The organism is Paraburkholderia unamae, from assembly GCF_003268775.1.
Classification (GTDB): domain Bacteria; phylum Pseudomonadota; class Gammaproteobacteria; order Burkholderiales; family Burkholderiaceae; genus Paraburkholderia; species Paraburkholderia unamae.
The window spans coordinates 256,584-274,723 of sequence record NZ_QLSU01000010.1; the positions used below are offsets into that span (position 1 = coordinate 256,584).

Below are 18,140 nucleotides of genomic sequence, written 5' to 3' on the forward strand. Positions count from 1 at the left end.
GAACCGCCGGGCCGGCCCTGCATGCAAGGCGGGCGACGGCAGGCGCGCTTCAGCGCTCGTGCCCGGCTTGCCAGCCTGATTCTTGCTGCGCCGCGCTCCAGTCGGCGCCCAGGGGCTGCGACGTTTCGGCAAGCGGCTCGGCAGTCGCAATTTCAGCGATGGCGGAGCGCAGCGCGTCAAGTCCGACACCCGTGCGTGCGCTCAAAAAGACGCGCGAAATATTACCATATTCATCTCGCTCGACCGTTCCGCCGCGGGCCGCCAGCTCTGGCACCGCGTCGATCTTGTTGAAGACGAGCACCTGGCGGATCGTGTCCGCGCCGATATCGCGCAGCACCTCGTTCACCTGATCGATCTGGTCGAGGCGCACGGCGCTCGACGCATCCACCACGTGCAGCAGCAGGTCGGCCTGAACCGTTTCCTGAAGCGTTGCGCGGAACGCGGCGACGAGCTGGTGAGGCAGTTCGCGGATGAACCCGACCGTATCGGAGAGCACGATCTGGCCCACTTCGTCACCGAGCCAGACGCGCCGCGAGGTCGTGTCGAGCGTCGCGAACAACTGGTCGGCGGCGTAGGCCTGGGCCTTCGTGAGCGCGTTGAAAAGCGTGGACTTGCCCGCGTTCGTATAGCCCACGAGCGAGACCGACATCGTACGGTTGCGTTCGCGCTGGCGCCGTTGCGTGCCGTGCTGGCGACGCAGCTTCGCGAGCTTGCCCTGAAGCATCTTGATGCGCTCGCCAATGAGCCGGCGGTCGGTTTCGAGCTGCGTTTCACCGGGACCGCGCAGACCGATACCCCCCTTCTGGCGCTCAAGGTGAGTCCAGGCGCGCACGAGGCGCGTGGCGAGATACTGAAGCTGTGCGAGCTCGACTTGCAGCTTGCCTTCGTGGCTGCGGGCGCGTTGCGCGAAGATGTCGAGAATGAGGCTCGTGCGGTCGATCACGCGGCGATTGAGCGCACGCTCCAGGTTACGTTGCTGGGCGGGCGACAGCGCGTGATTGAAAATGACGATTTCGACGTCGTTCGCCTCGCAGGCGAGACGCAGTTCATCGGCCTTGCCGCTGCCGATAAACATGGCGGCGTCGGGGCTCGAGCGTCGGCCGGTGAGCGTGACGGCGGGATGGGCGCCCGCGCTTTTGGCGAGCAGGCTGAGTTCTTCGAGACTGGCTTCGAAGTCGGTCTTGCCGAAGTCGATGCCGACAAGTGCGGCGTTGATCAAATTAGCGGATGTCAAAATGAAAGCGGCCGGACCGAAGCCGCCTGGAAGGCGCCCCGGGCCGGCCGCGTCATGGATCAGGACGCTTCCGAATCCGGGTGGAAATTCACCGGACGGGCCGGGACGACCGTGGAAATGGCGTGCTTGTAAACCATTTGCGTAACCGTATTACGGAGCAACACGACGTACTGGTCGAACGATTCGATGTTCCCTTGAAGCTTGATGCCGTTGACCAGATAGATCGAAACAGGCACGTGCTCCTTGCGCAGCGCGTTCAGAAACGGGTCTTGTAACAATTGCCCTTTGTTGCTCATAGCAAACTCCGTATTTTTTTGCAGGTTTAACTTATATTGGGGTGAAGAAAAAGAAATCCACCACCAATCGCTACACTATAGCTGATTCTCGTTCCCCCGCGCGGTTCCTGGCGGTTCGGCCAGGAGGCCTTTGCGCGGTAGCGAACGCTCGTCAGCAATAGCGCGCTATTTATCGGTATAGGGGTTCGTCGAGGAACGAAACTCTATGCGCAATGGAGTGCCGGTGAGCGAGAAAGTTTCCCTGAAACGGTTCTCCAGATAGCGCTTGTAGGTTTCGGTCACGGCGTCGAGTGCATTACCGTGAATCACGATAATCGGCGGGTTCTGTCCCCCCTGGTGCGCGTAGCGCAGTTTCGGGCGAACCGGGCCGCGACGGCGCGGCTGCTGGAACTCCACGGCTTCGATGAGCGCGCGCGTGAGCTTCGGCGTAGGCAGCTTCGCCATGGCCGCCGCATAGGCCTCGTCCACCGAGCGCATCAGCGGGCCGATGCCGAATTTTTCCGTCGCCGAGATGAAGCGCATTTCCGCGAAGTCGAGGAACTTCAGCTTGCGTTGCAGGTGGTGCTTGGTGCGCTCGCGCGCGTGATCGTCCATGCCGTCCCACTTGTTCACGCCCACCACGAGAGCGCGCCCCTGCTCCACCACGAAGCCCGCGATATGCGCGTCCTGGTCGGAGATTTCCTGCTGCGCATCGAGCAGCAGAATCACCACATTGGCGTCGGCGATCGATTGCAGCGTCTTCACCACCGAGAACTTCTCGATCGCCTCGAACACCTTGCCGCGGCGGCGCAGGCCGGCCGTGTCGATCAGCGTGTACTTCTTGCCGTTGCGCTCGAAATCCACGTAGATCGAATCGCGCGTCGTGCCCGGCATGTCGAACGCGATCACGCGGTCTTCGCCGATCAGCGTATTGACGAGCGTGGACTTGCCCACGTTCGGACGACCGACGATCGCGATCTTGACGCCGTGCTTCGAGGCATCTTCTTCGCTTTCCTCGGGCTGATCGGCGTAGGCCTTTTCAAGCGCCTCGTTGATCATCTCCGTCACGCCGTCGCCGTGCGCCGCGGAAATCGCGCGCGGGTCGCCGAGGCCGAGTTCGTAGAAGTCGGCGGCCACGGCGCTGTACTTCATGCCCTCGGCCTTGTTCACGACGAGGAAGATCGGTCGGCCGGTCTTGCGCAGGTAGTCGGCGATGTGCTTGTCCTGCGGCGCGAGACCATTGCGACCGTCGCAAATGAACACGACGATGTCGGCTTCCTCCACGGCTTGACGCGTCTGACGCGCCATCTCGTGAAGGATGCCGTCCTTGGCCACGGGCTCGAAGCCGCCGGTGTCGACCACGAGATACGCGCGATCGCCCACACGCCCTTCGCCGTAGTGGCGGTCGCGCGTGAGGCCCGGCAGGTCGGCCACCAGCGCATCGCGCGAACGCGTGAGCCGGTTGAACAGCGTGGATTTCCCCACATTGGGGCGCCCGACGAGGGCGATTACGGGTTTCATCTGATCTTTTCTACAGTAAGGCGCGGCGCCGGAGAGTCCGGCGCGCTGCGCGGCAAGCCCTGCGCCAGCAAGGCTGCATCAGTTGCAAATTATCACGAAATTCACGAGCGGGGCCGCGGCCCCGAGCCGAAAGTGCGCGGCGGCCGAATCCGGCCACCGTGCATCCGCCGCTGACGGCAACGACAGGAAGCGCGGCCGTGCGCGCCGCGATCCCAAAATGCGCGCGGCCGGCTTGAGCCGGCCAGCGGGAGCGGCGCCGGAACCAGCCGGCTTCGCCGCCTTGCGCAATCCGCGTGCAACAGACTGCCGCTCGTGAAACGCGGCCGCCTGTGTCTTGCCCGCGGTGCGAATGTCTTGCCTGATGCGCCGGCTGTGCGGGCCGGCGCGCGGACGCTGCCTTGAGGCTTGAGGCGGCGCCCGTCAGAATGGCGCTTAGTGCGGACGCAAGCCGTAGATATCGCCGTCCTTCGTCTGCACGACCAGCGTATTGCCGGCCAGCACCGGTGCGGCCGTGATCGGGCTGCCGTCGGTCTTCACGCGCGAGACAAAGCTGCCGTCGTCGAGCGAGAGGAAGTGCACGTAGCCCTGATAATCGCCGAGCACGAGCGCGTGGCCCAACACGGCGGGCACGCTCACGTCGCGGCTCTTGAGCTTTTCGTTCGTCCAGGTCGGCTGGCCCGTCGACACGCTGAAGGCCCGCACGACCGACCAGTCGTCGCCGCCCGCCACCGTGCTCTCGTCCTGAGCGATGCCGCTCGTGCTCGAGAACGCCTTTTGCCACATCGGACGACCCGAGTTGGCGTCGAAGCAGCCAAGCTGCCCCTGGAACGTGACCGCGCAGGTCGTCGCGCCGACGAGCGTGGGCGGGCCGCTCACGTCGTTGATGCGCTCGACTTCCGTCACGCCCTTCGGATACGAAACCGGCGTTTCCCAGAAGGCATCGCCGCTCTGGATGTTGATGGCCGCGAAGGTGCCGCCCGGGAAGCCCGCGAGCACCGCCTGGTCGCCCGCGAACGTCATGCCCGCCGACACGCGCAGGTTCAGCGGCACGGCACGGTTGCGGTAGATCCACTTCTGCTCGCCCGTCTGCCCGTTGAAGGCGACGATCTGGCCGTCGATCGTGCGTACGATCACAAGACCGTTACCGACGAGCGGCGGCGAGATGATCTCGCCCGGCGCCTTGGCTTGCCACGACAGCTTGCCGTTCGCGTCGAGCACGTAGACGTCGCCCTTCAGGCCGCCGACGGCCGTGAGATTGCCGTCGCTGCCCACGCCCGCCGAAAGGTCGTCCTTGAGCTTCGTGCGCCAGACTTCCTTGCCCGACGTCGCGTCGAACTTCGCGACCGAACCGTTTTCGCCCGCCGCATAGACGGTGTCGCCCACGGCGACCGGCGTGAACAGATAGCGGCCGGCCTTGCCGACGCTCGCCTTCCACACCTGCTGGACGTCCAGCACCGGCTTGAACTCGGTCAGCGGCACCGGCACGCGGCGCTCGTCTTTCGTCGATGAGCAGGCTGCGAGAGCCAGGACGGTCATCGCGAAAGCGACGGGCACTACGGTTCGTTTCAGCAGATTCATCGGTGAACGAAGCATGAATGAAGTTGGTTTTGAGTGGTTTCGCAACGCCATGCGCCTTTCGCGCAGGTTAGCCGCCCAGTGCGTCCAGCTTGAACTGGATCAGCTGACGCTCGGAAGCGTCGCTCTTCGGCAGGCTGTCGAGGGCCAGCTTGTAGGCCGCGCGCGCGTCGTCGCGCTTGCCGGCGGCCGATAGCAGGTCGCCGCGCCCGTCGGCGACGACGCCCTTGAACGGACCCGAATCGGGTTGAGGAATCAGCGCGAGGCCCTGATCGTAGGCCTTTTCGTCGAGCAACAACGAGGCGAGACGCAGCTTCGCGATCTGGCGGAATTCGTTGTCCTTCGCGTGGTCGGCCGCCCATTGCAACTGGGCTTTCGCACCGGCCGTGTCGCCCGCCATATAGAGCGACTTGGCCACGGCGAGCGCCGTCATCTGCGCATAGGCGGTGCCGCCGAAGCGGTCTTCCATGTCCGACGCCACGCGCGTGAGCATCGCCTTGTCACTGCCGCTCGCGGCCTGCTGCACCTGGTCGTACAGCACGGCGGCCTCGGCCGCCTGACGGCGCTGCCAGAAGTTCCAGCCGTTCCACGCGGCGAGCGCGAGCAGAACGATCAGCACGACCCACGTAGTGGCGTTGCCCCACTGCGTCCACCATGCCTTGAAGCTCTCGATCGATTCCTGTTCGTCGTGGTAACTCATCGCGTAGCGATTCCTCGTTTATTCTCAAGCCTGTTTTCGAATGCCCGGCAACCTGTGCGCCCCCTCACGGGAGCGCACTGTTCAGTCGTCGCCGTCTTCGGCGGATGCAACCATCGCATTGATCAGATATTCGGTCAAGTCCTCGAGCGCTACCGTTTGTTGCTCGTTGCGGGCCTCGGCGTCGACACCGCGCAGCGCCTTCACGCCCGCCTCGCCCTTCGCCACTTCGTCCTCGCCGAGCACCACGGCGAACGCCGCGCCGCTCGCATCCGCGCGCTTCATCTGCGACTTGAAGCTCGCGCCCTGACCGTCTGCGCTGCAATGCAGGATGACGTCGAGCCCCGTGTCACGCAGCCGCTCGGCCACGATGAACGCCTGCTCGCGCGCCGTTTCACCCTGGTGGACAACGTAGACGTCGCAACCATCCTCTTCCGGCACGAGGTCTTCTTCCTTGAGCAGTTCGAGAATGCGCTCGATGCCCATGGCCCAGCCGCACGCGGCCGTGGCCTTGCCGCCCAGTTGCTCGATCAGCGGATCGTAGCGGCCGCCCGCCGCCACCGTACCCTGCGCGCCGAGCTTGTCGGTCACCCACTCGAACACGGTCAGATTGTAGTAATCGAGACCGCGCACGAGACGCGGATTGATCTTGAACGGAATGTTGTTCGACTTGAGGATGCGTTGCAGCCCCTCGAAGTGCGCAAGCGATGCCTCGCCGAGGAAGTCGATCAGCTTCGGCGCCTTGTCCGCGATCTCTTGCAGCGCGGGGTTCTTCGTGTCGAGCACGCGCAGCGGGTTCGTGTAGAGGCGGCGCTTGCCGTCTTCGTCGAGCAGATCGACGTGCTGCTCCAGATACTTGATGAGCTCCACGCGATGCGCCGCACGCTCCTCGGCCACGCCGAGCGAGTTGAGTTCGAGCTTGATGCCCGTGAGGCCGAGGTCGTCCCAGAGGCGCTGGCACATCAGGATGATTTCAGCGTCCGCATCCGGGCCCGCGAAACCGAGCGCCTCGACACCCACCTGATGGAACTGGCGATAGCGGCCGCGCTGCGGACGCTCGTGACGGAACATCGGGCCGATGTACCACAGGCGCTTCGGGCCGTCGTAGAGCATGTTGTGCTCGATCGACGCGCGCACGGCCGCAGCCGTGCCTTCCGGGCGCAGCGTGAGGTTCTCGCCGTTGAGCGCGTCGGTGAAGCTGTACATCTCCTTCTCGACGATGTCCGTCACCTCGCCGATGCCGCGCGTGAAAAGCTGCGTATGCTCGACGATCGGCGTGCGGATATTTTGATAGCCGTACGAACGAAGCAGCGACTTCACCGTGGTTTCGAAGAATTCCCACAGCCCTGCCTCCTGCGGCAGGATGTCGTTCATGCCCTTCACACCCGTGAGCTTTTCGGGCTTGCGTTTTTGTTCAGTCATTGCGTTGCGGATGGCGTTATTCGGTTGTGCGTATCGAACCAGATCGAAACTGCGGCAGAACTACAAAGAACTGCGGACGGCCCGGCGAACCGGCTCAGGTCGTTGCTTCGGCCTTGCCGTACTTGCGCGCCACGTAGTCGCTCACGATCTGCTGGAATTCTTCGGCAATGCGCTCACCGCGCAGCGTCTTCACCTTCTCGCCGTCGATGAACACCGGCGCCGCGGGATTCTCGCCCGAGCCCGGCAGGCTGATGCCGATGTTGGCGTGCTTCGACTCGCCCGGGCCGTTCACGATACAGCCCATCACGGCGACGTTCATCGTCTCGACACCCGGATACTCGCCGCGCCAAAGCGGCATTTGCGCGCGCAGATAGTTCTGGATCTGCGAGGCCAGCTCCTGGAACAGCGTGCTGGTCGTGCGGCCGCAGCCGGGGCACGCGATGACCATTGGCGTGAACGAGCGCAGGCCCATGGTCTGGAGGATTTCCTGGCCGACCACGACTTCACCCGTACGCGCGCCACCCGGTTCCGGCGTGAGCGAGATACGAATCGTGTCGCCGATGCCCTGCTGGAGCAGCACGGAAAGCGCGGCCGTCGAAGCGACGATGCCCTTCGAGCCCATGCCCGCTTCCGTGAGGCCCAGGTGCAGCGCGAAGTCACAACGCTTCGCGAGTTCCTGGTAGACGGCGATCAGGTCCTGCACGCCGCTCACCTTGCACGACAGGATGATCTTGTCGCGGTCGAGGCCAAGCTCGACTGCGCGCTCCGCCGAGCCGATGGCCGACTGGATGAGCGCTTCATACATCACGCTTTGCGCTTCCCAAGGCGTCGAACGCGCGGCGTTCTCGTCCATCATGCGCGCGAGCAGGTCCTGGTCGAGGCTGCCCCAGTTCACGCCGATACGCACCGGCTTGTCGTACTTGATGGCCGCTTCGATCATCTGCGCGTATTGCGTGTCGCGCTTCGCGCCCTGGCCCACGTTGCCCGGGTTGATGCGGTACTTCGAGAGCGACTCGGCGCAAGCCGGATAGTCGCGCAGCAGCAGATGGCCGTTGTAGTGGAAGTCGCCGACGAGCGGCACCGTCACGCCCATGCGGTCGAGTTGCTCGCGCACGTGCGGCACGGCCGCCGCCGCTTCCGGCGTGTTGACCGTGATACGCACGAGTTCCGACCCGGCCTGCGCGAGTTCCTTGATCTGGATCGCGGTGCCGATGGCGTCGGCGGTATCGGTGTTGGTCATCGACTGCACGCGCACCGGCGCGTCGCCGCCGATCGTCACCAGTTGACCGCCCCAGCGCACATGCACGGCGTGCGACTTGCGGCGCGGCGCGTGGCCGCCGAGGACCGGCTCGTTCGAGCAGATCTGACTGTTGCTGGTCGAAGATTGCGTTTCGCTTTGCATCGAAAAACCCATTTACGCCTCACGCGCCAGCGCTAGCTCGCTAGCGGCGGCCCAACGTGAATTGAAAAAGCGTCGCGGCCGGCAAATAAACGCTTCGCCGGCCGCGACGCATGCCATGTCCTGATCAGGGCAACACGAAGCGCGCGACATTGCCGCGCGCCGACGCGTACTTCGACGCGTCGACCGGTTGGCCGTCGATGGTCATCGACTCGATGCCCGCCCGGTTGCCCACGGTGATCTTGAGCGGCTCGGTGCCGGTGATCTCACGGGCGTCGCTGCCGTGGATCATGCCCGAGAACACTTCCTTGCCATCCTTCTGACGCACGCTCACCCAGGTGTCCTGCGTCACGCGGATCGCGAAGGTCGAGGTGTCCGCGCCGCTGTCGGCTGCGGCGTTTTGCGCCGCCGGCGCGCTCGCCGCCTGGGCCTTCGCCGCAATGGCCGCGCTTGCGGCGTTAGCCGCCGCCGCGCCGGGCGCCGGCGCGCTGGCCGCCGCGGGACGCGCTGCCTGCTGCACCGGTTGAGGCGCGGGCTGGGCCGTCACCTGGGGCGCGCTGGCCGCCGCCTGCTGCGCGGGCGCGGCACTGCCGTTTTCGCCTGCGCTGTTTGCATTCGCCGCGTCGTTGGTGTCGCCGGCTGCCGGCGCCGCCTGCTGCTCCGACTCCTGCGCCGCCGAAGCACCGCCCGCACCCGTCGCCTCGCCTTGCGTGACCGTGGGCGACGACGCGCCCGTCTGGACGCTTGCGCCGTTCGCCATCGCCTTCAGGCGCGAGAACCATGCCGACGACTCGCCGCTGTTCGTATGCCACATCGAGAGGGCGAGCACCGCAATGACGATGATCCCCACGCCCCAGAGCCACGAAGCGCGACGGCGCGGCGCACGCGCGCCGCCACCGCCGAGCGAGAGCGAAACGCGCCCGCGCGGCAGGTCCGAGCCTGCCGAAGCCGGCATCGACAGATCCGGCTGCGCGAGACCGCGCTCGCGGCGCAGCGCCTGCGTAAACGGCGCGGGATCGGTGCCGAGCAGCTTCGCGTAAGCACGCACCACGCCCAACGCGAACGTCGTGTCCGGCAGATGGCTGATATCGCCCGCTTCGAGCTCGCGCAGCTTCGACACCGCCACCTTCAGACGCGCCGAGACGTCCTCGATCGCCCAGCCCTTGGCCTCGCGCAGTTGTGCCAGCCGCGCGCCGGCCGCAGCCAGCGTGTCGGGCACGGCCTGCACCGGCGAGGGCGCCGAACGACCTGCGTTGCTGTCAGTTCCGTCTGTCCCGAAAGGGTGCTGCGGCTCGCTCATCCCAAAGTCCTTGCGTCGATTCTTTTCCATACTGCAACCGGTGGGCCGCGGCGCATCCCGCCCCCGCCTCCACCCGATTCGCAGACCGTTTATAACAAAATGCGCAGCCCGTTGCGAAACCCCAGGCCGCTTCCGATCGCTTCTGCAACTTTCTTTTCAAATACCGCCTGCGACAGCGCGTTCCCCCTGCTCGCCGCCGCGGCTTCTTCCTGCATCGGCCTCAGTGTTGAACCGGCCGAACTTCGATCACCTTGCCCGCGGCCCGCCCCGTGCGCTCGGCAAGTCGCGTACGGTCCTTCACCTCGCCGGCGAGCTGCCCGCAGGCCGCGTCGATGTCGTCGCCGCGCGTCTTGCGCACGGTCGTGACGACGCCCGCATCCATCAGGATCTGCGCGAAGCGCTTGATCTGGTCCGATTTCGAGCGCAGCAGGCCCGACTCCGGGAACGGATTGAACGGGATCAGATTGAATTTGCACGGCACGTCGCGCGTCACAGCGAGCAATTCCCGCGCGTGCTTTTCGGTGTCGTTGACGCCGTCGAGCATGCAGTACTCGAACGTGATGAAGTCGCGCGGCGCGACTTCCAGGTAACGCTGGCACGCCGCCATCAATTCGCGCAGCGGGTACTTGCGATTGAGCGGCACGAGCTCGTCGCGCAGCGGGTCGTTCGGCGCGTGCAGCGAAACGGCGAGCGCCACGGGCAATTCGGCGCCCAGGCGGTCCATCATCGGCACGACGCCCGACGTGGAAAGGGTGACGCGCCGGCGCGACAGGCCATAGGCATTGTCGTCGAGCATCAGACGCATGGCGGGCACGACCGCGTCGTAGTTCAGAAGCGGCTCGCCCATACCCATCATCACGACATTCGTGATGACGCGCTCGCCCTTGCCGTCACCGCCGGTCGCGCGACCGCCCGCCTCTCCGAGAAGCGAGGCGCGCAAGGCGAACTCCGCCATGCGCAGCTGGCCGATGATCTCGGCAGTGGTGAGATTGCGTGAAAAACCTTGCTTGCCGGTGGAGCAGAACCGGCAGTTGACCGCGCATCCTGCCTGCGAGGACACGCACAGCGTGCCGCGGTTCTCTTCGGGGATGAACACGGTTTCGACCGCGTTGCCGTTGCCGACGTCCACGAGCCATTTGCGCGTGCCGTCGGAGGAAACGTTGTCGCTGATGATGCCGGGCATGCCGATGGTGGCACGCCCTTTGAGCTTCTCGCGCAGCGATTTGGCCAGATCCGTCATGCCGTCGAAGTCGGCGGCGTTGTACTGATGGATCCAGCGCTGAAGCTGCTTGGCGCGAAACGGCTTCTCGCCCAGGCTCTCGCAATAGGCGACAAGCCCTTGGGCGTCGAGATCGAGAAGGTTGACGGTGGAACTGCTCGTCATATCGAATCCTGCCATTTCAGTGCGAGAGCGCGCTCACCGCCCGTATTGCCCGGCTGCCCGCGCATTGGCGGGGCAACGGGAACCGGGCGGTAAGCGTCATCGCCGTTCGCGACCCTATGCTACTACTGCTATCTGCCCGCGCCTTGCTTAGCGCGAGTAGACGTTGACTTGCGGGAAGAAGAACGCGATTTCGACGGCAGCCGTTTCAGCTGCGTCCGAACCGTGCACGGCGTTCGCGTCGATGCTGTCGGCGAAGTCGGCGCGGATCGTGCCCTTTTCAGCCTTCTTCGGATCGGTTGCGCCCATCAGTTCGCGGTTCTTCAGGATGGCGTTCTCGCCTTCCAGCGCTTGAATCATCACCGGACCCGAGATCATGAAGTCGACGAGATCCTTGAAGAACGGACGCTCTGCGTGAACAGCATAGAACTTCTCTGCGTCGGCACGCGAGAGGTGGACCATGCGCGAGGCAACGATCTTCAGGCCAGCGTTTTCGAAGCGGCTGTAGATCTGACCGATCACGTTCTTTGCCACTGCGTCCGGCTTGATAATCGACAGGGTGCGTTCGATCGCCATAAAAACTCCAGAAAATTAAGAGGTTACAGATTCAAATGAATCCGCAATTGTAGCATGTTCCAATGTATGATTGCGATTGAACCCTCTTAGGCCCGCCAAACCTGCAACAAGCGCCCCGCAAGCAGGCCCAGGCGCGCAAGAGCCGTGCCGCCGCGCCTTTCAGTGAGGCTTAATATTGGCGGCATAGGCTGTGCGCAATGTGGTGCGAGGTGCGGTGGAAGCCGCTGTTCGAACCGCAGCTGAAACATAACGCAAACTGTGTGGCAACCCGTTGAAACTCTGGGTCGGCGCACTTATCTTATGGGGGAGCGGACCGCGCATCGGCGCACCCTCAACCACGCGTCTCACGTAAGGAGAAAGCATGAACGAGTATCCCTATAACTTCGGCCGCGGCGGCTCCGTCTCCTCGGCCGAGACCCGCAATCGCGTACTGCGCAACACCTACTGGCTGCTCGCGCTGTCGATGGTGCCGACGGTGCTCGGCGCGTGGGTGGGCGTCGCGACCGGTTTCTCGCTCTTCGCCGCAACGAGCCCGGCCATGAGCCTGCTCGCGTTCTTCGCGATCGCTTTCGGCTTCATGTTCGCCATCGAGCGCACCAAGAACAGCTCGGTGGGCGTGTTCGTGCTGCTCGGCTTCACGTTCTTCATGGGCCTGATGCTCTCGCGCCTGCTGTCGTTCATCCTCGGCTTTTCGAACGGCCCGCAGCTCATCATGCTTGCTTTCGGCGGCACCGGCGTCATTTTCGCCGCCATGGCCACCATCGCCACGGTCAGCAAGCGCGACTTCTCGGGCCTCGGCAAGTGGCTGTTCATGGGCGTGATCGTGATCCTGCTGGCCGGCGTCGCGAACATGTTCCTGCAACTGCCCGCGCTGATGCTCACGGTTTCCGTGCTCGCCATCCTGATCTTCTCGGCCTACATGTTGTTCGACGTGCAGCGCGTCGTGAACGGCGGCGAGACGAACTATATCTCGGCCACGCTCGCGATCTATCTGGACCTGTATAACGTGTTCACGAACCTGCTCGCGATCCTCGGCATCTTCGGCGGCAATCGCAACTAAAGCTAACCAAACCCTGGCGGGGCCGGATCGATCGATACCGGCTTCGCAAGACAAAAAGCCCATGACTCGCATCATGGGCTTTTTTTCGTCCGTCGATTTTGCCCGGCGGCGCCGGCTAGCGACGCAAGGCGGGTTCAAAGCGGGCTCAGAGCGAAATCCAGTCGAAACCTTCCGCCTGCGAGGCCACGCCGATTTCCGTCGCCGCGTTGCCCAGCACCGCCGCCATTGCCGCGCGGGCCAGGTCGGGCGTGTTGTTCTGCTGACTCAGGTGCGCCGCGATCAAGTGCCGCAGTTTCGCGCGATCGAGCCCCGCAAGAATGCCACCGGCCGCCTCGTTGTTCAGGTGCCCATGCGATCCGCTGATGCGCGCCTTGAGCGACGCCGGGTAGCGACTGGTCGCGAGCATGTCGAGATCGTGGTTGCATTCGAGCACGAGCGCATCGCAGCCGCCGAGCACGTTGCTGATATGCGGCGTCGATTCGCCAACGTCGGTGAGTACGCCGAGGCGGCTGGCGCCGTCGCTGAACACGAACTGTAGCGGCTCGCGTGCGTCATGCGGCACCGTATAGGGCAACACGCCGAGTTCGCCGATTTCGACCGTTTCGTCGCCCCACAGCACATTGAGCTCGACGCCGGCGGCATCGTCCGCGCCCACGGCCTGGGCCGTGCCCCAGCTCATGTAAAGCGGGATCGACCAGCGGCGCGCCAGTGTGAGCGCGCTGCCAATGTGATCGCTGTGTTCGTGGGTGATGAGGATCGCGGTGAGCGAGTCGGCGGCCAGCCCCGCGCGGGCGAGGCGCCGCTCGACTTCCTTCGCTGAGAATCCGCAGTCGAGCAGCGCACGCGTGGGCGTCGCGCCGCCGCCTGCCTCTACGACCAGTGCGTTGCCCTCGCTGCCGCTGCCGAGGCTCGCAAATCGCATATCAGCGCACGTCAGTTCAACTGCGAATGCAGCGCAGCCACGATGCGCTGCGCGTCCGACGAGGTGTCGATGTGACCGCTCTGATCCACCACGGCGACCTGGGTCGAGTTGCCCGTTGCCCGAACCGCAACGACGAATTCCGGACCCTGATCCTTCGCGGCCTTCTTCGGGTTGTAGAACAGCTTGCCGAGCAGGCCGTCGCCCTTGAGCTCCTGCATCGAATCGGCATAGCGCACGTAGTACAGGCCCTTCTCGCGGTCGCGGTTGTCGACCGTGAAGTTCGTGCGGTCGAGCGCGAGGCCCACGCGCAGCCACGCGGTGTCGAACGCTTCGGGCAGATCGAGCGTCGTGCCGTCAGGACCAGCGGCGACCTTGACCCCGGCCGTGGACGGACGGGCGTCGGTCAGCAGTTGCTTCGACTGCGAGTCGGTCAGACCGAACTTCTGCATGATCTTCGCGAGAAACGCGGCTTCCAGCGCCGGGTCGCGCGGGCGCTCCACCCACTTCGAGCCCGTCTTGTCCTGCCCCGTCAGCACTTCTTCCATCGCGTTATGCGTAACGGAAATATCGGTTTGACCGTCCGGACCGCGCGAAACCAGCACACGGAAGCGGTCGCGCGTGCCAGACGAGTACGCGAAGTCAATCACGCGGCCGATCGTGCGGCGGAACCAGTCGTCCGGAATATTGGCGCGATTCTCGGCCCAGTCGGTCGTCATGATGCCCGTGGACGGCGAGTCGGTCGTCAGCGTGAAGCCATTCTCGGTCCAGAACTCCTGCAACTGCGGCCAGACGTCGTCAGGCGAGCGCCCGTCCACCACCAGCCAGCGGCGGTCGCCGTCGCGCTCCACGTGCATGCCCAACGGGTCTTGCGAGCTCGGCACGCCGAGCGTGGCGTTGCCCGCCGGTGTGACCGTGCGCTGCGCGGCGCCGCCGAGCGTGATGGTGGGCGGCGGCGCGACATACTTCTGGTCGTTCGGAGCCGACGACAGATCCTGCGGCACGCTCAGCGGCGGCGCCGTAGGCGTGTCCTTGTAGTTGACGCGATCCGTCGCGAACATGTCGTTCAGCGACTCGCAACCTGCGAGCGAGCCGAGAGCAAGCGCCAGCACCGCCATGCGGGTTGCGTGGAGGGAAAGAGCGGAACGTTTCATGTGGGCCTTCGTGATACGGGAACGCTAAGCCTTGCTCTGCCAGATGGACTGTCCGGGGTCTGTCAGCGATTGGGCGGGTGGGCCGTGGCGGCGTCGGTTGAAAAAACGGCGACTGGCTGACTGGATCAGCCAGTCAGGCCGGCTTCGCGCAGCGCGGCGCGCACCACGTCGTGGTAGCGCGCATCGAGCGGCGTGAGCGGCAGACGAATGCCGCCTTCGATGCGGCCGAGTTCCTGCAACGCCCACTTCACCGGAATCGGATTCGATTCGATGAACAGGTTCTTGTGCAGCGACAACAGCTTCAGATGAATCTCGCGCGCCGTCTTGACGTCGCCGGCAATCGCGGCGCGGCACAACTCGCTCATCTGGCGCGGCGCGACGTTAGCCGTCACCGAGATATTGCCGTGGCCGCCCAGCAGCATCAGCGCGATCGCGGTGGGATCGTCACCACTGAAAATCTTGAAGCCGTTCGGCGCATGCTTGATGAGGTGCGCGGCGCGGTCGATGTTACCCGTCGCTTCCTTCACCGCGATGATGCCCGGCACCTCGGCCAGACGCAGGATGGTCTCGTTCGACATGTCCGCGACCGTACGGCCCGGCACGTTGTACAGGATGACCGGCAGGTCGACCGACTCCGCGATCTTCGCGAAGTGCAGGTACATGCCTTCCTGGGTCGGCTTGTTGTAGTACGGCACGACCTGGAGCGACGCCTGCGCGCCCACTTCCTTCGCATGCTTCGTGAGTTCGATCGCCTCGGCCGTGGAGTTGCCGCCGGCGCCCGCGATGATCGGCATACGGCCGGCAGCGTGCTCGACCGCCGTCTTGATCATCAGGATGTGCTCTTCGACGTCGAGCGTCGCGGACTCACCGCTCGTACCGACGACGACGAGGGCATCCGTCCCCTCTTCCACGTGCCAGTCGATCAGTTTGCGGAACGCCGGCAGATCGAGACTGCCGTCCTCGTGCATGGGGGTGACGATCGCGGGAATGCTGCCGCGCAGCGTAATGCCGTCCTGAGTGCCGTTAGCCATGAAACGCCAGAAAAATGAGTCGGTTAAACCGCGATTGTAGCGGATTAGCCGGTCAGATCGTAACGCGGTGCGGGTAGGCCCTGGTTCTCAGGTACATTACCGATGCTTTCGAGGGACACTGAGGTCGTTTTTTCCCGTACCGCGCAGATGCGCTGAATATACGCCTCACGGGGCTGCGAGAGAAACCCGTCCTCGTAGGCGATCACCCGCAAGGCGGGCGCGCAGACGGCGAGCAATTCGCCGGGCGCGAGCAGAAAAGCGGGGTTCGATGGCTTGCCCACGGTCTCGTTGCCCTGTGCAAAGGTTTCGTAGACGAGGACGCCGCCGGGCGCGAGTGCGTCGATGAGACGCGTCATGAGCGGCCGGTGCAGGTAATTCGTGACCACGACGGCGGCAAAGCGCGCGTCGGCGGCCAGCGGCCAGGGCGCGCCTTCGAGGTCGCACTCTAATGAGGTGACGCCCGCCACGCCATGGAGCGTGGCGAGCGCGGCGGCGTCGCGATCGAGCGCCATAACCGGATGGCCTTGCGCCGCGAGCCAGCGTGCGTGCCGGCCCGCGCCCGAGGCCACGTCGAGCACCCTGCCGCCAGGCGCGATCAGCTGCGCCCAGCGGCGCACCCAGCGCGAGGGCTCCGAAAGCCCGTGGACGAGCGGCGCGGCGGCAGGCGTCGGCGTCATCGGCTGCGTCAATTGCGTCAGCTGTAGGAGAGGCCCATGGCCTCGCGCACGTCGCGCATGGTTTCGTTGGCGAACTTGCGCGCCTTGTCGCAGCCGTCCGCAACGATGGCGCGCAGGAGCGACGGATCGTCCATGTACTTCTGTGCGCGTTCGAGCATCGGTTGCTGCTCGCGCAGGATGCCCTCGATCACCGGTTGCTTGCACTCCAGACAGCCGATGCCCGCCGAACGGCAGCCCTTTTGCACCCAGTCGTGCGTCTGCTCGTCGGTGTAGACCTGGTGCAGTTGCCATACCGGGCACTTGTCCGGATCGCCCGGATCGGTGCGGCGCACGCGCGCCGGGTCGGTCGGCATGGTGCGCACCTTCTTCGTGATCGACTCGGCGTCTTCGCGCAGGCCGATGGTGTTGCCATACGACTTCGACATCTTCTGGCCGTCGAGGCCCGGCATGCGCGAAGCTTCGGTCAGCAGCACCTGCGGCTCGGGCAGGATGATCTTGCGCGAGCCTTCGAGGTAGCCGAACAGGCGCTCGCGATCGCTCATCGAAAGGCTTTGCGATTCCGAAAGCATGGCGCGGGCCTGTTCGAGCGCCTCTTCATTGCCTTCCTGCTGGTAGGCGTTGCGCAGCTCGTGGTAGAGCTTCGAGCGCTTGCCGCCCAGCTTCTTCGCGGCGTCGTTGGCCTTCTCTTCGAAGCCCGGCTCGCGGCCGTACATATAGTTGAAACGGCGCGCCATTTCGCGGGCCATTTCGACGTGCGGCACCTGGTCCTCGCCCACCGGCACGAGCGACGCGCGGTACAGCAGGATGTCGGCGGCCATCAGCACGGGGTAACCGAGGAAGCCATAGGTGCCGAGGTCCTTGTCGCGCAGCTTTTCGATCTGCTCCTTGTAGGTCGGCACGCGTTCGAGCCAGGACAGCGGCGTGCTCATGCCGAGCAGGAGCGCGAGTTCGGCGTGCTCGGGCACGCGGCTCTGGATGAACAGCGTCGCCTGGTTCGGGTCGATGCCCGATGCGAGCCAGTCGATCAGCACGTCCCAGACGTTCTTCTCGATGACATCCGGCGTTTCGTAGTGCGTGGTGAGCGCATGCCAGTCCACCACGCAGAAGAAGCACGGGTACTCGGACTGAAGCCGCACCCAGTTTTTCAGCACGCCGTGATAGTGGCCGAGGTGCAGCGACCCGGTGGGCCGCATGCCGGAGAAGATACGGTCAGGGAACATGATGTTATGAAAAGAGCGATACAAGAGGGGTAAGAACCGCCGTGACCACGTCGTAACCTAGACTTACGAGCGGACGCAGCCAGAATCGCGTGAAGATGCCACTCACGAGCAACCCCATCACGATGATGAAACCATAGGGCTCGATACGGGCGAGCGCAATGCTCGCGCGCGTGGGCAGCAGCGCCCCGAGCACGCGGCCGCCGTCGAGCGGCGGCAGCGGAAAGAGATTGAGCACGCCCAGCACGAGGTTCACGCCCACGCCGGCGGCGGCCATGCGCGTGAAGAACGGCTCGTTCACGGCGAGCACCGCCAGCGCCACGCCGAACACGCCCCACACGAGCGCCTGCACGAAGTTGCACAGCGGCCCGGCCGCCGCGACCCACAGCGTGCCCCAGCGCGGATTGCGCAGATTGCTGAAGGCGATCGGCACGGGCTTCGCGTAACCGAACACAAACGCACCATTCGTCAGGAAATACAGCACGAGCGGCATGGCGATCGTGCCGATCGGGTCGATGTGGCGCATCGGGTTGAAGGACACGCGGCCGAGCACATAGGCGGTGTTGTCGCCGAGCATGCGCGCGACGTAGCCGTGCGCGGCCTCGTGCAGCGTAATCGCGAAGATGACCGGCAAGGCGTAGACGACGATCGTCTGAATCAGATTGGCTTCCATGGCGGGCTATTGTATCAATGCGGTATCAA

General features: G+C 64.9%; 18 protein-coding genes. 1 reads left to right on the top strand and 17 read right to left on the bottom strand.

All coding sequences use genetic code 11. From position 1 onward, the window contains the following. Positions 1 to 49 precede the first annotated feature (49 nt). The 11 genes from hflX to ndk form a co-directional block, all read right to left on the bottom strand. Complete coding sequence (gene hflX / locus C7401_RS18710) at positions 50 to 1,219, bottom strand: GTPase HflX (protein WP_372460489.1); 1,170 nt, start codon at positions 1,217 to 1,219, stop codon at positions 50 to 52. Between the two features lie 74 nt (positions 1,220 to 1,293). Further along, on the bottom strand, positions 1,294 to 1,530 hold the full coding sequence (hfq, locus tag C7401_RS18715; RefSeq protein WP_027814901.1) for an RNA chaperone Hfq: 237 nt from the start codon (positions 1,528 to 1,530) through the stop codon (positions 1,294 to 1,296). A 165-nt stretch (positions 1,531 to 1,695) separates the two neighbouring features. Beyond that, on the bottom strand, positions 1,696 to 3,030 hold the full coding sequence (der, locus tag C7401_RS18720; protein WP_112172877.1) for a ribosome biogenesis GTPase Der: 1,335 nt from the start codon (positions 3,028 to 3,030) through the stop codon (positions 1,696 to 1,698). 432 nt (positions 3,031 to 3,462) lie between these two features. Then, a complete protein-coding gene (gene bamB / locus C7401_RS18725; RefSeq protein ID WP_112172937.1) occupies positions 3,463 to 4,608 on the bottom strand; it encodes an outer membrane protein assembly factor BamB in 1,146 nt (381 codons plus the stop codon). A 67-nt stretch (positions 4,609 to 4,675) separates the two neighbouring features. After that, on the bottom strand, positions 4,676 to 5,305 hold the full coding sequence (locus tag C7401_RS18730) for a tetratricopeptide repeat protein (protein ID WP_112172878.1): 630 nt from the start codon (positions 5,303 to 5,305) through the stop codon (positions 4,676 to 4,678). An 81-nt stretch (positions 5,306 to 5,386) separates the two neighbouring features. After that, positions 5,387 to 6,724 carry a histidine--tRNA ligase gene (gene hisS, locus C7401_RS18735; RefSeq protein ID WP_112172879.1) on the bottom strand — a complete coding sequence of 446 codons (1,338 nt, stop codon included), beginning with the start codon at positions 6,722 to 6,724 and terminating at the stop codon, positions 5,387 to 5,389. 94 nt (positions 6,725 to 6,818) lie between these two features. Continuing rightward, positions 6,819 to 8,126, bottom strand: a complete 1,308-nt coding sequence (gene ispG / locus C7401_RS18740; protein ID WP_112172938.1) for a flavodoxin-dependent (E)-4-hydroxy-3-methylbut-2-enyl-diphosphate synthase — start codon at positions 8,124 to 8,126, stop codon at positions 6,819 to 6,821. Between the two features lie 124 nt (positions 8,127 to 8,250). Then, positions 8,251 to 9,423: a helix-turn-helix domain-containing protein gene (locus C7401_RS18745; RefSeq protein WP_112172880.1), complete on the bottom strand. Its 1,173-nt coding sequence runs from the start codon at positions 9,421 to 9,423 to the stop codon at positions 8,251 to 8,253. 89 nt (positions 9,424 to 9,512) lie between these two features. Next, entirely contained in the window at positions 9,513 to 9,638 is a 126-nt protein-coding gene (locus C7401_RS45605; RefSeq protein ID WP_258397139.1) for a hypothetical protein, read from the bottom strand. A gap of 5 nt (positions 9,639 to 9,643) precedes the next feature. Further along, on the bottom strand, positions 9,644 to 10,807 hold the full coding sequence (gene rlmN, locus C7401_RS18750; RefSeq protein WP_112172881.1) for a dual-specificity RNA methyltransferase RlmN: 1,164 nt from the start codon (positions 10,805 to 10,807) through the stop codon (positions 9,644 to 9,646). Positions 10,808 to 10,954: 147 nt separating this feature from the next. Continuing rightward, positions 10,955 to 11,380: a nucleoside-diphosphate kinase gene (gene ndk / locus C7401_RS18755; RefSeq protein ID WP_112172882.1), complete on the bottom strand. Its 426-nt coding sequence runs from the start codon at positions 11,378 to 11,380 to the stop codon at positions 10,955 to 10,957. A 361-nt stretch (positions 11,381 to 11,741) separates the two neighbouring features. Between ndk and C7401_RS18760 the strand changes: the two genes are divergently transcribed. Beyond that, on the top strand, positions 11,742 to 12,440 hold the full coding sequence (locus C7401_RS18760; RefSeq protein ID WP_112172883.1) for a Bax inhibitor-1/YccA family protein: 699 nt from the start codon (positions 11,742 to 11,744) through the stop codon (positions 12,438 to 12,440). Between the two features lie 145 nt (positions 12,441 to 12,585). On the opposite strand, the gene C7401_RS18765 is transcribed toward C7401_RS18760, so the two are convergent. From C7401_RS18765 to C7401_RS18790, 6 genes are all read right to left on the bottom strand, one after another. Continuing rightward, entirely contained in the window at positions 12,586 to 13,362 is a 777-nt protein-coding gene (locus C7401_RS18765; RefSeq protein ID WP_112172884.1) for an MBL fold metallo-hydrolase, read from the bottom strand. Between the two features lie 11 nt (positions 13,363 to 13,373). Beyond that, entirely contained in the window at positions 13,374 to 14,513 is a 1,140-nt protein-coding gene (bamC, locus tag C7401_RS18770) for an NlpB/DapX family lipoprotein (protein ID WP_112172885.1), read from the bottom strand. Between the two features lie 125 nt (positions 14,514 to 14,638). Next, positions 14,639 to 15,544 (bottom strand): 4-hydroxy-tetrahydrodipicolinate synthase, encoded by a 906-nt coding sequence (gene dapA / locus C7401_RS18775; RefSeq protein ID WP_112172886.1) that lies wholly within the window; start codon positions 15,542 to 15,544, stop codon positions 14,639 to 14,641. Positions 15,545 to 15,588: 44 nt separating this feature from the next. Next, complete coding sequence (locus C7401_RS18780) at positions 15,589 to 16,221, bottom strand: class I SAM-dependent methyltransferase (RefSeq protein WP_112172887.1); 633 nt, start codon at positions 16,219 to 16,221, stop codon at positions 15,589 to 15,591. Between the two features lie 17 nt (positions 16,222 to 16,238). Continuing rightward, the gene (locus C7401_RS18785; RefSeq protein WP_042264918.1) at positions 16,239 to 17,441 is read right to left on the bottom strand and encodes a tryptophan--tRNA ligase; all 1,203 of its coding nucleotides are present in this window, start codon (positions 17,439 to 17,441) and stop codon (positions 16,239 to 16,241) included. Positions 17,442 to 17,445: 4 nt separating this feature from the next. Next, positions 17,446 to 18,111, bottom strand: a complete 666-nt coding sequence (locus tag C7401_RS18790) for a site-2 protease family protein (protein ID WP_112172888.1) — start codon at positions 18,109 to 18,111, stop codon at positions 17,446 to 17,448. Positions 18,112 to 18,140 lie beyond the last annotated feature (29 nt).

What these genes read in the sequence shown, in the direction of transcription:
- C7401_RS18730 (WP_112172878.1), bottom strand. Translation starts at nt 5,305, where the DNA reads ATGAGTTACCACGACGAACAGGAATCGATCGAGAGCTTCAAGGCATGG.
- bamC (WP_112172885.1), bottom strand. Translation starts at nt 14,513, where the DNA reads ATGAAACGTTCCGCTCTTTCCCTCCACGCAACCCGCATGGCGGTGCTG.
- rlmN (WP_112172881.1), bottom strand. Translation starts at nt 10,807, where the DNA reads ATGACGAGCAGTTCCACCGTCAACCTTCTCGATCTCGACGCCCAAGGG.
- C7401_RS18785 (WP_042264918.1), bottom strand. Translation starts at nt 17,441, where the DNA reads ATGTTCCCTGACCGTATCTTCTCCGGCATGCGGCCCACCGGGTCGCTG.
- C7401_RS18745 (WP_112172880.1), bottom strand. Translation starts at nt 9,423, where the DNA reads ATGAGCGAGCCGCAGCACCCTTTCGGGACAGACGGAACTGACAGCAAC.
- hisS (WP_112172879.1), bottom strand. Translation starts at nt 6,724, where the DNA reads ATGACTGAACAAAAACGCAAGCCCGAAAAGCTCACGGGTGTGAAGGGC.
- der (WP_112172877.1), bottom strand. Translation starts at nt 3,030, where the DNA reads ATGAAACCCGTAATCGCCCTCGTCGGGCGCCCCAATGTGGGGAAATCC.
- ispG (WP_112172938.1), bottom strand. Translation starts at nt 8,126, where the DNA reads ATGCAAAGCGAAACGCAATCTTCGACCAGCAACAGTCAGATCTGCTCG.
- C7401_RS18765 (WP_112172884.1), bottom strand. Translation starts at nt 13,362, where the DNA reads ATGCGATTTGCGAGCCTCGGCAGCGGCAGCGAGGGCAACGCACTGGTC.
- dapA (WP_112172886.1), bottom strand. Translation starts at nt 15,544, where the DNA reads ATGGCTAACGGCACTCAGGACGGCATTACGCTGCGCGGCAGCATTCCC.
- C7401_RS45605 (WP_258397139.1), bottom strand. Translation starts at nt 9,638, where the DNA reads ATGCAGGAAGAAGCCGCGGCGGCGAGCAGGGGGAACGCGCTGTCGCAG.
- C7401_RS18780 (WP_112172887.1), bottom strand. Translation starts at nt 16,221, where the DNA reads ATGACGCCGACGCCTGCCGCCGCGCCGCTCGTCCACGGGCTTTCGGAG.
- C7401_RS18790 (WP_112172888.1), bottom strand. Translation starts at nt 18,111, where the DNA reads ATGGAAGCCAATCTGATTCAGACGATCGTCGTCTACGCCTTGCCGGTC.
- C7401_RS18760 (WP_112172883.1), top strand. Translation starts at nt 11,742, where the DNA reads ATGAACGAGTATCCCTATAACTTCGGCCGCGGCGGCTCCGTCTCCTCG.
- hfq (WP_027814901.1), bottom strand. Translation starts at nt 1,530, where the DNA reads ATGAGCAACAAAGGGCAATTGTTACAAGACCCGTTTCTGAACGCGCTG.
- bamB (WP_112172937.1), bottom strand. Translation starts at nt 4,608, where the DNA reads ATGAATCTGCTGAAACGAACCGTAGTGCCCGTCGCTTTCGCGATGACC.
- ndk (WP_112172882.1), bottom strand. Translation starts at nt 11,380, where the DNA reads ATGGCGATCGAACGCACCCTGTCGATTATCAAGCCGGACGCAGTGGCA.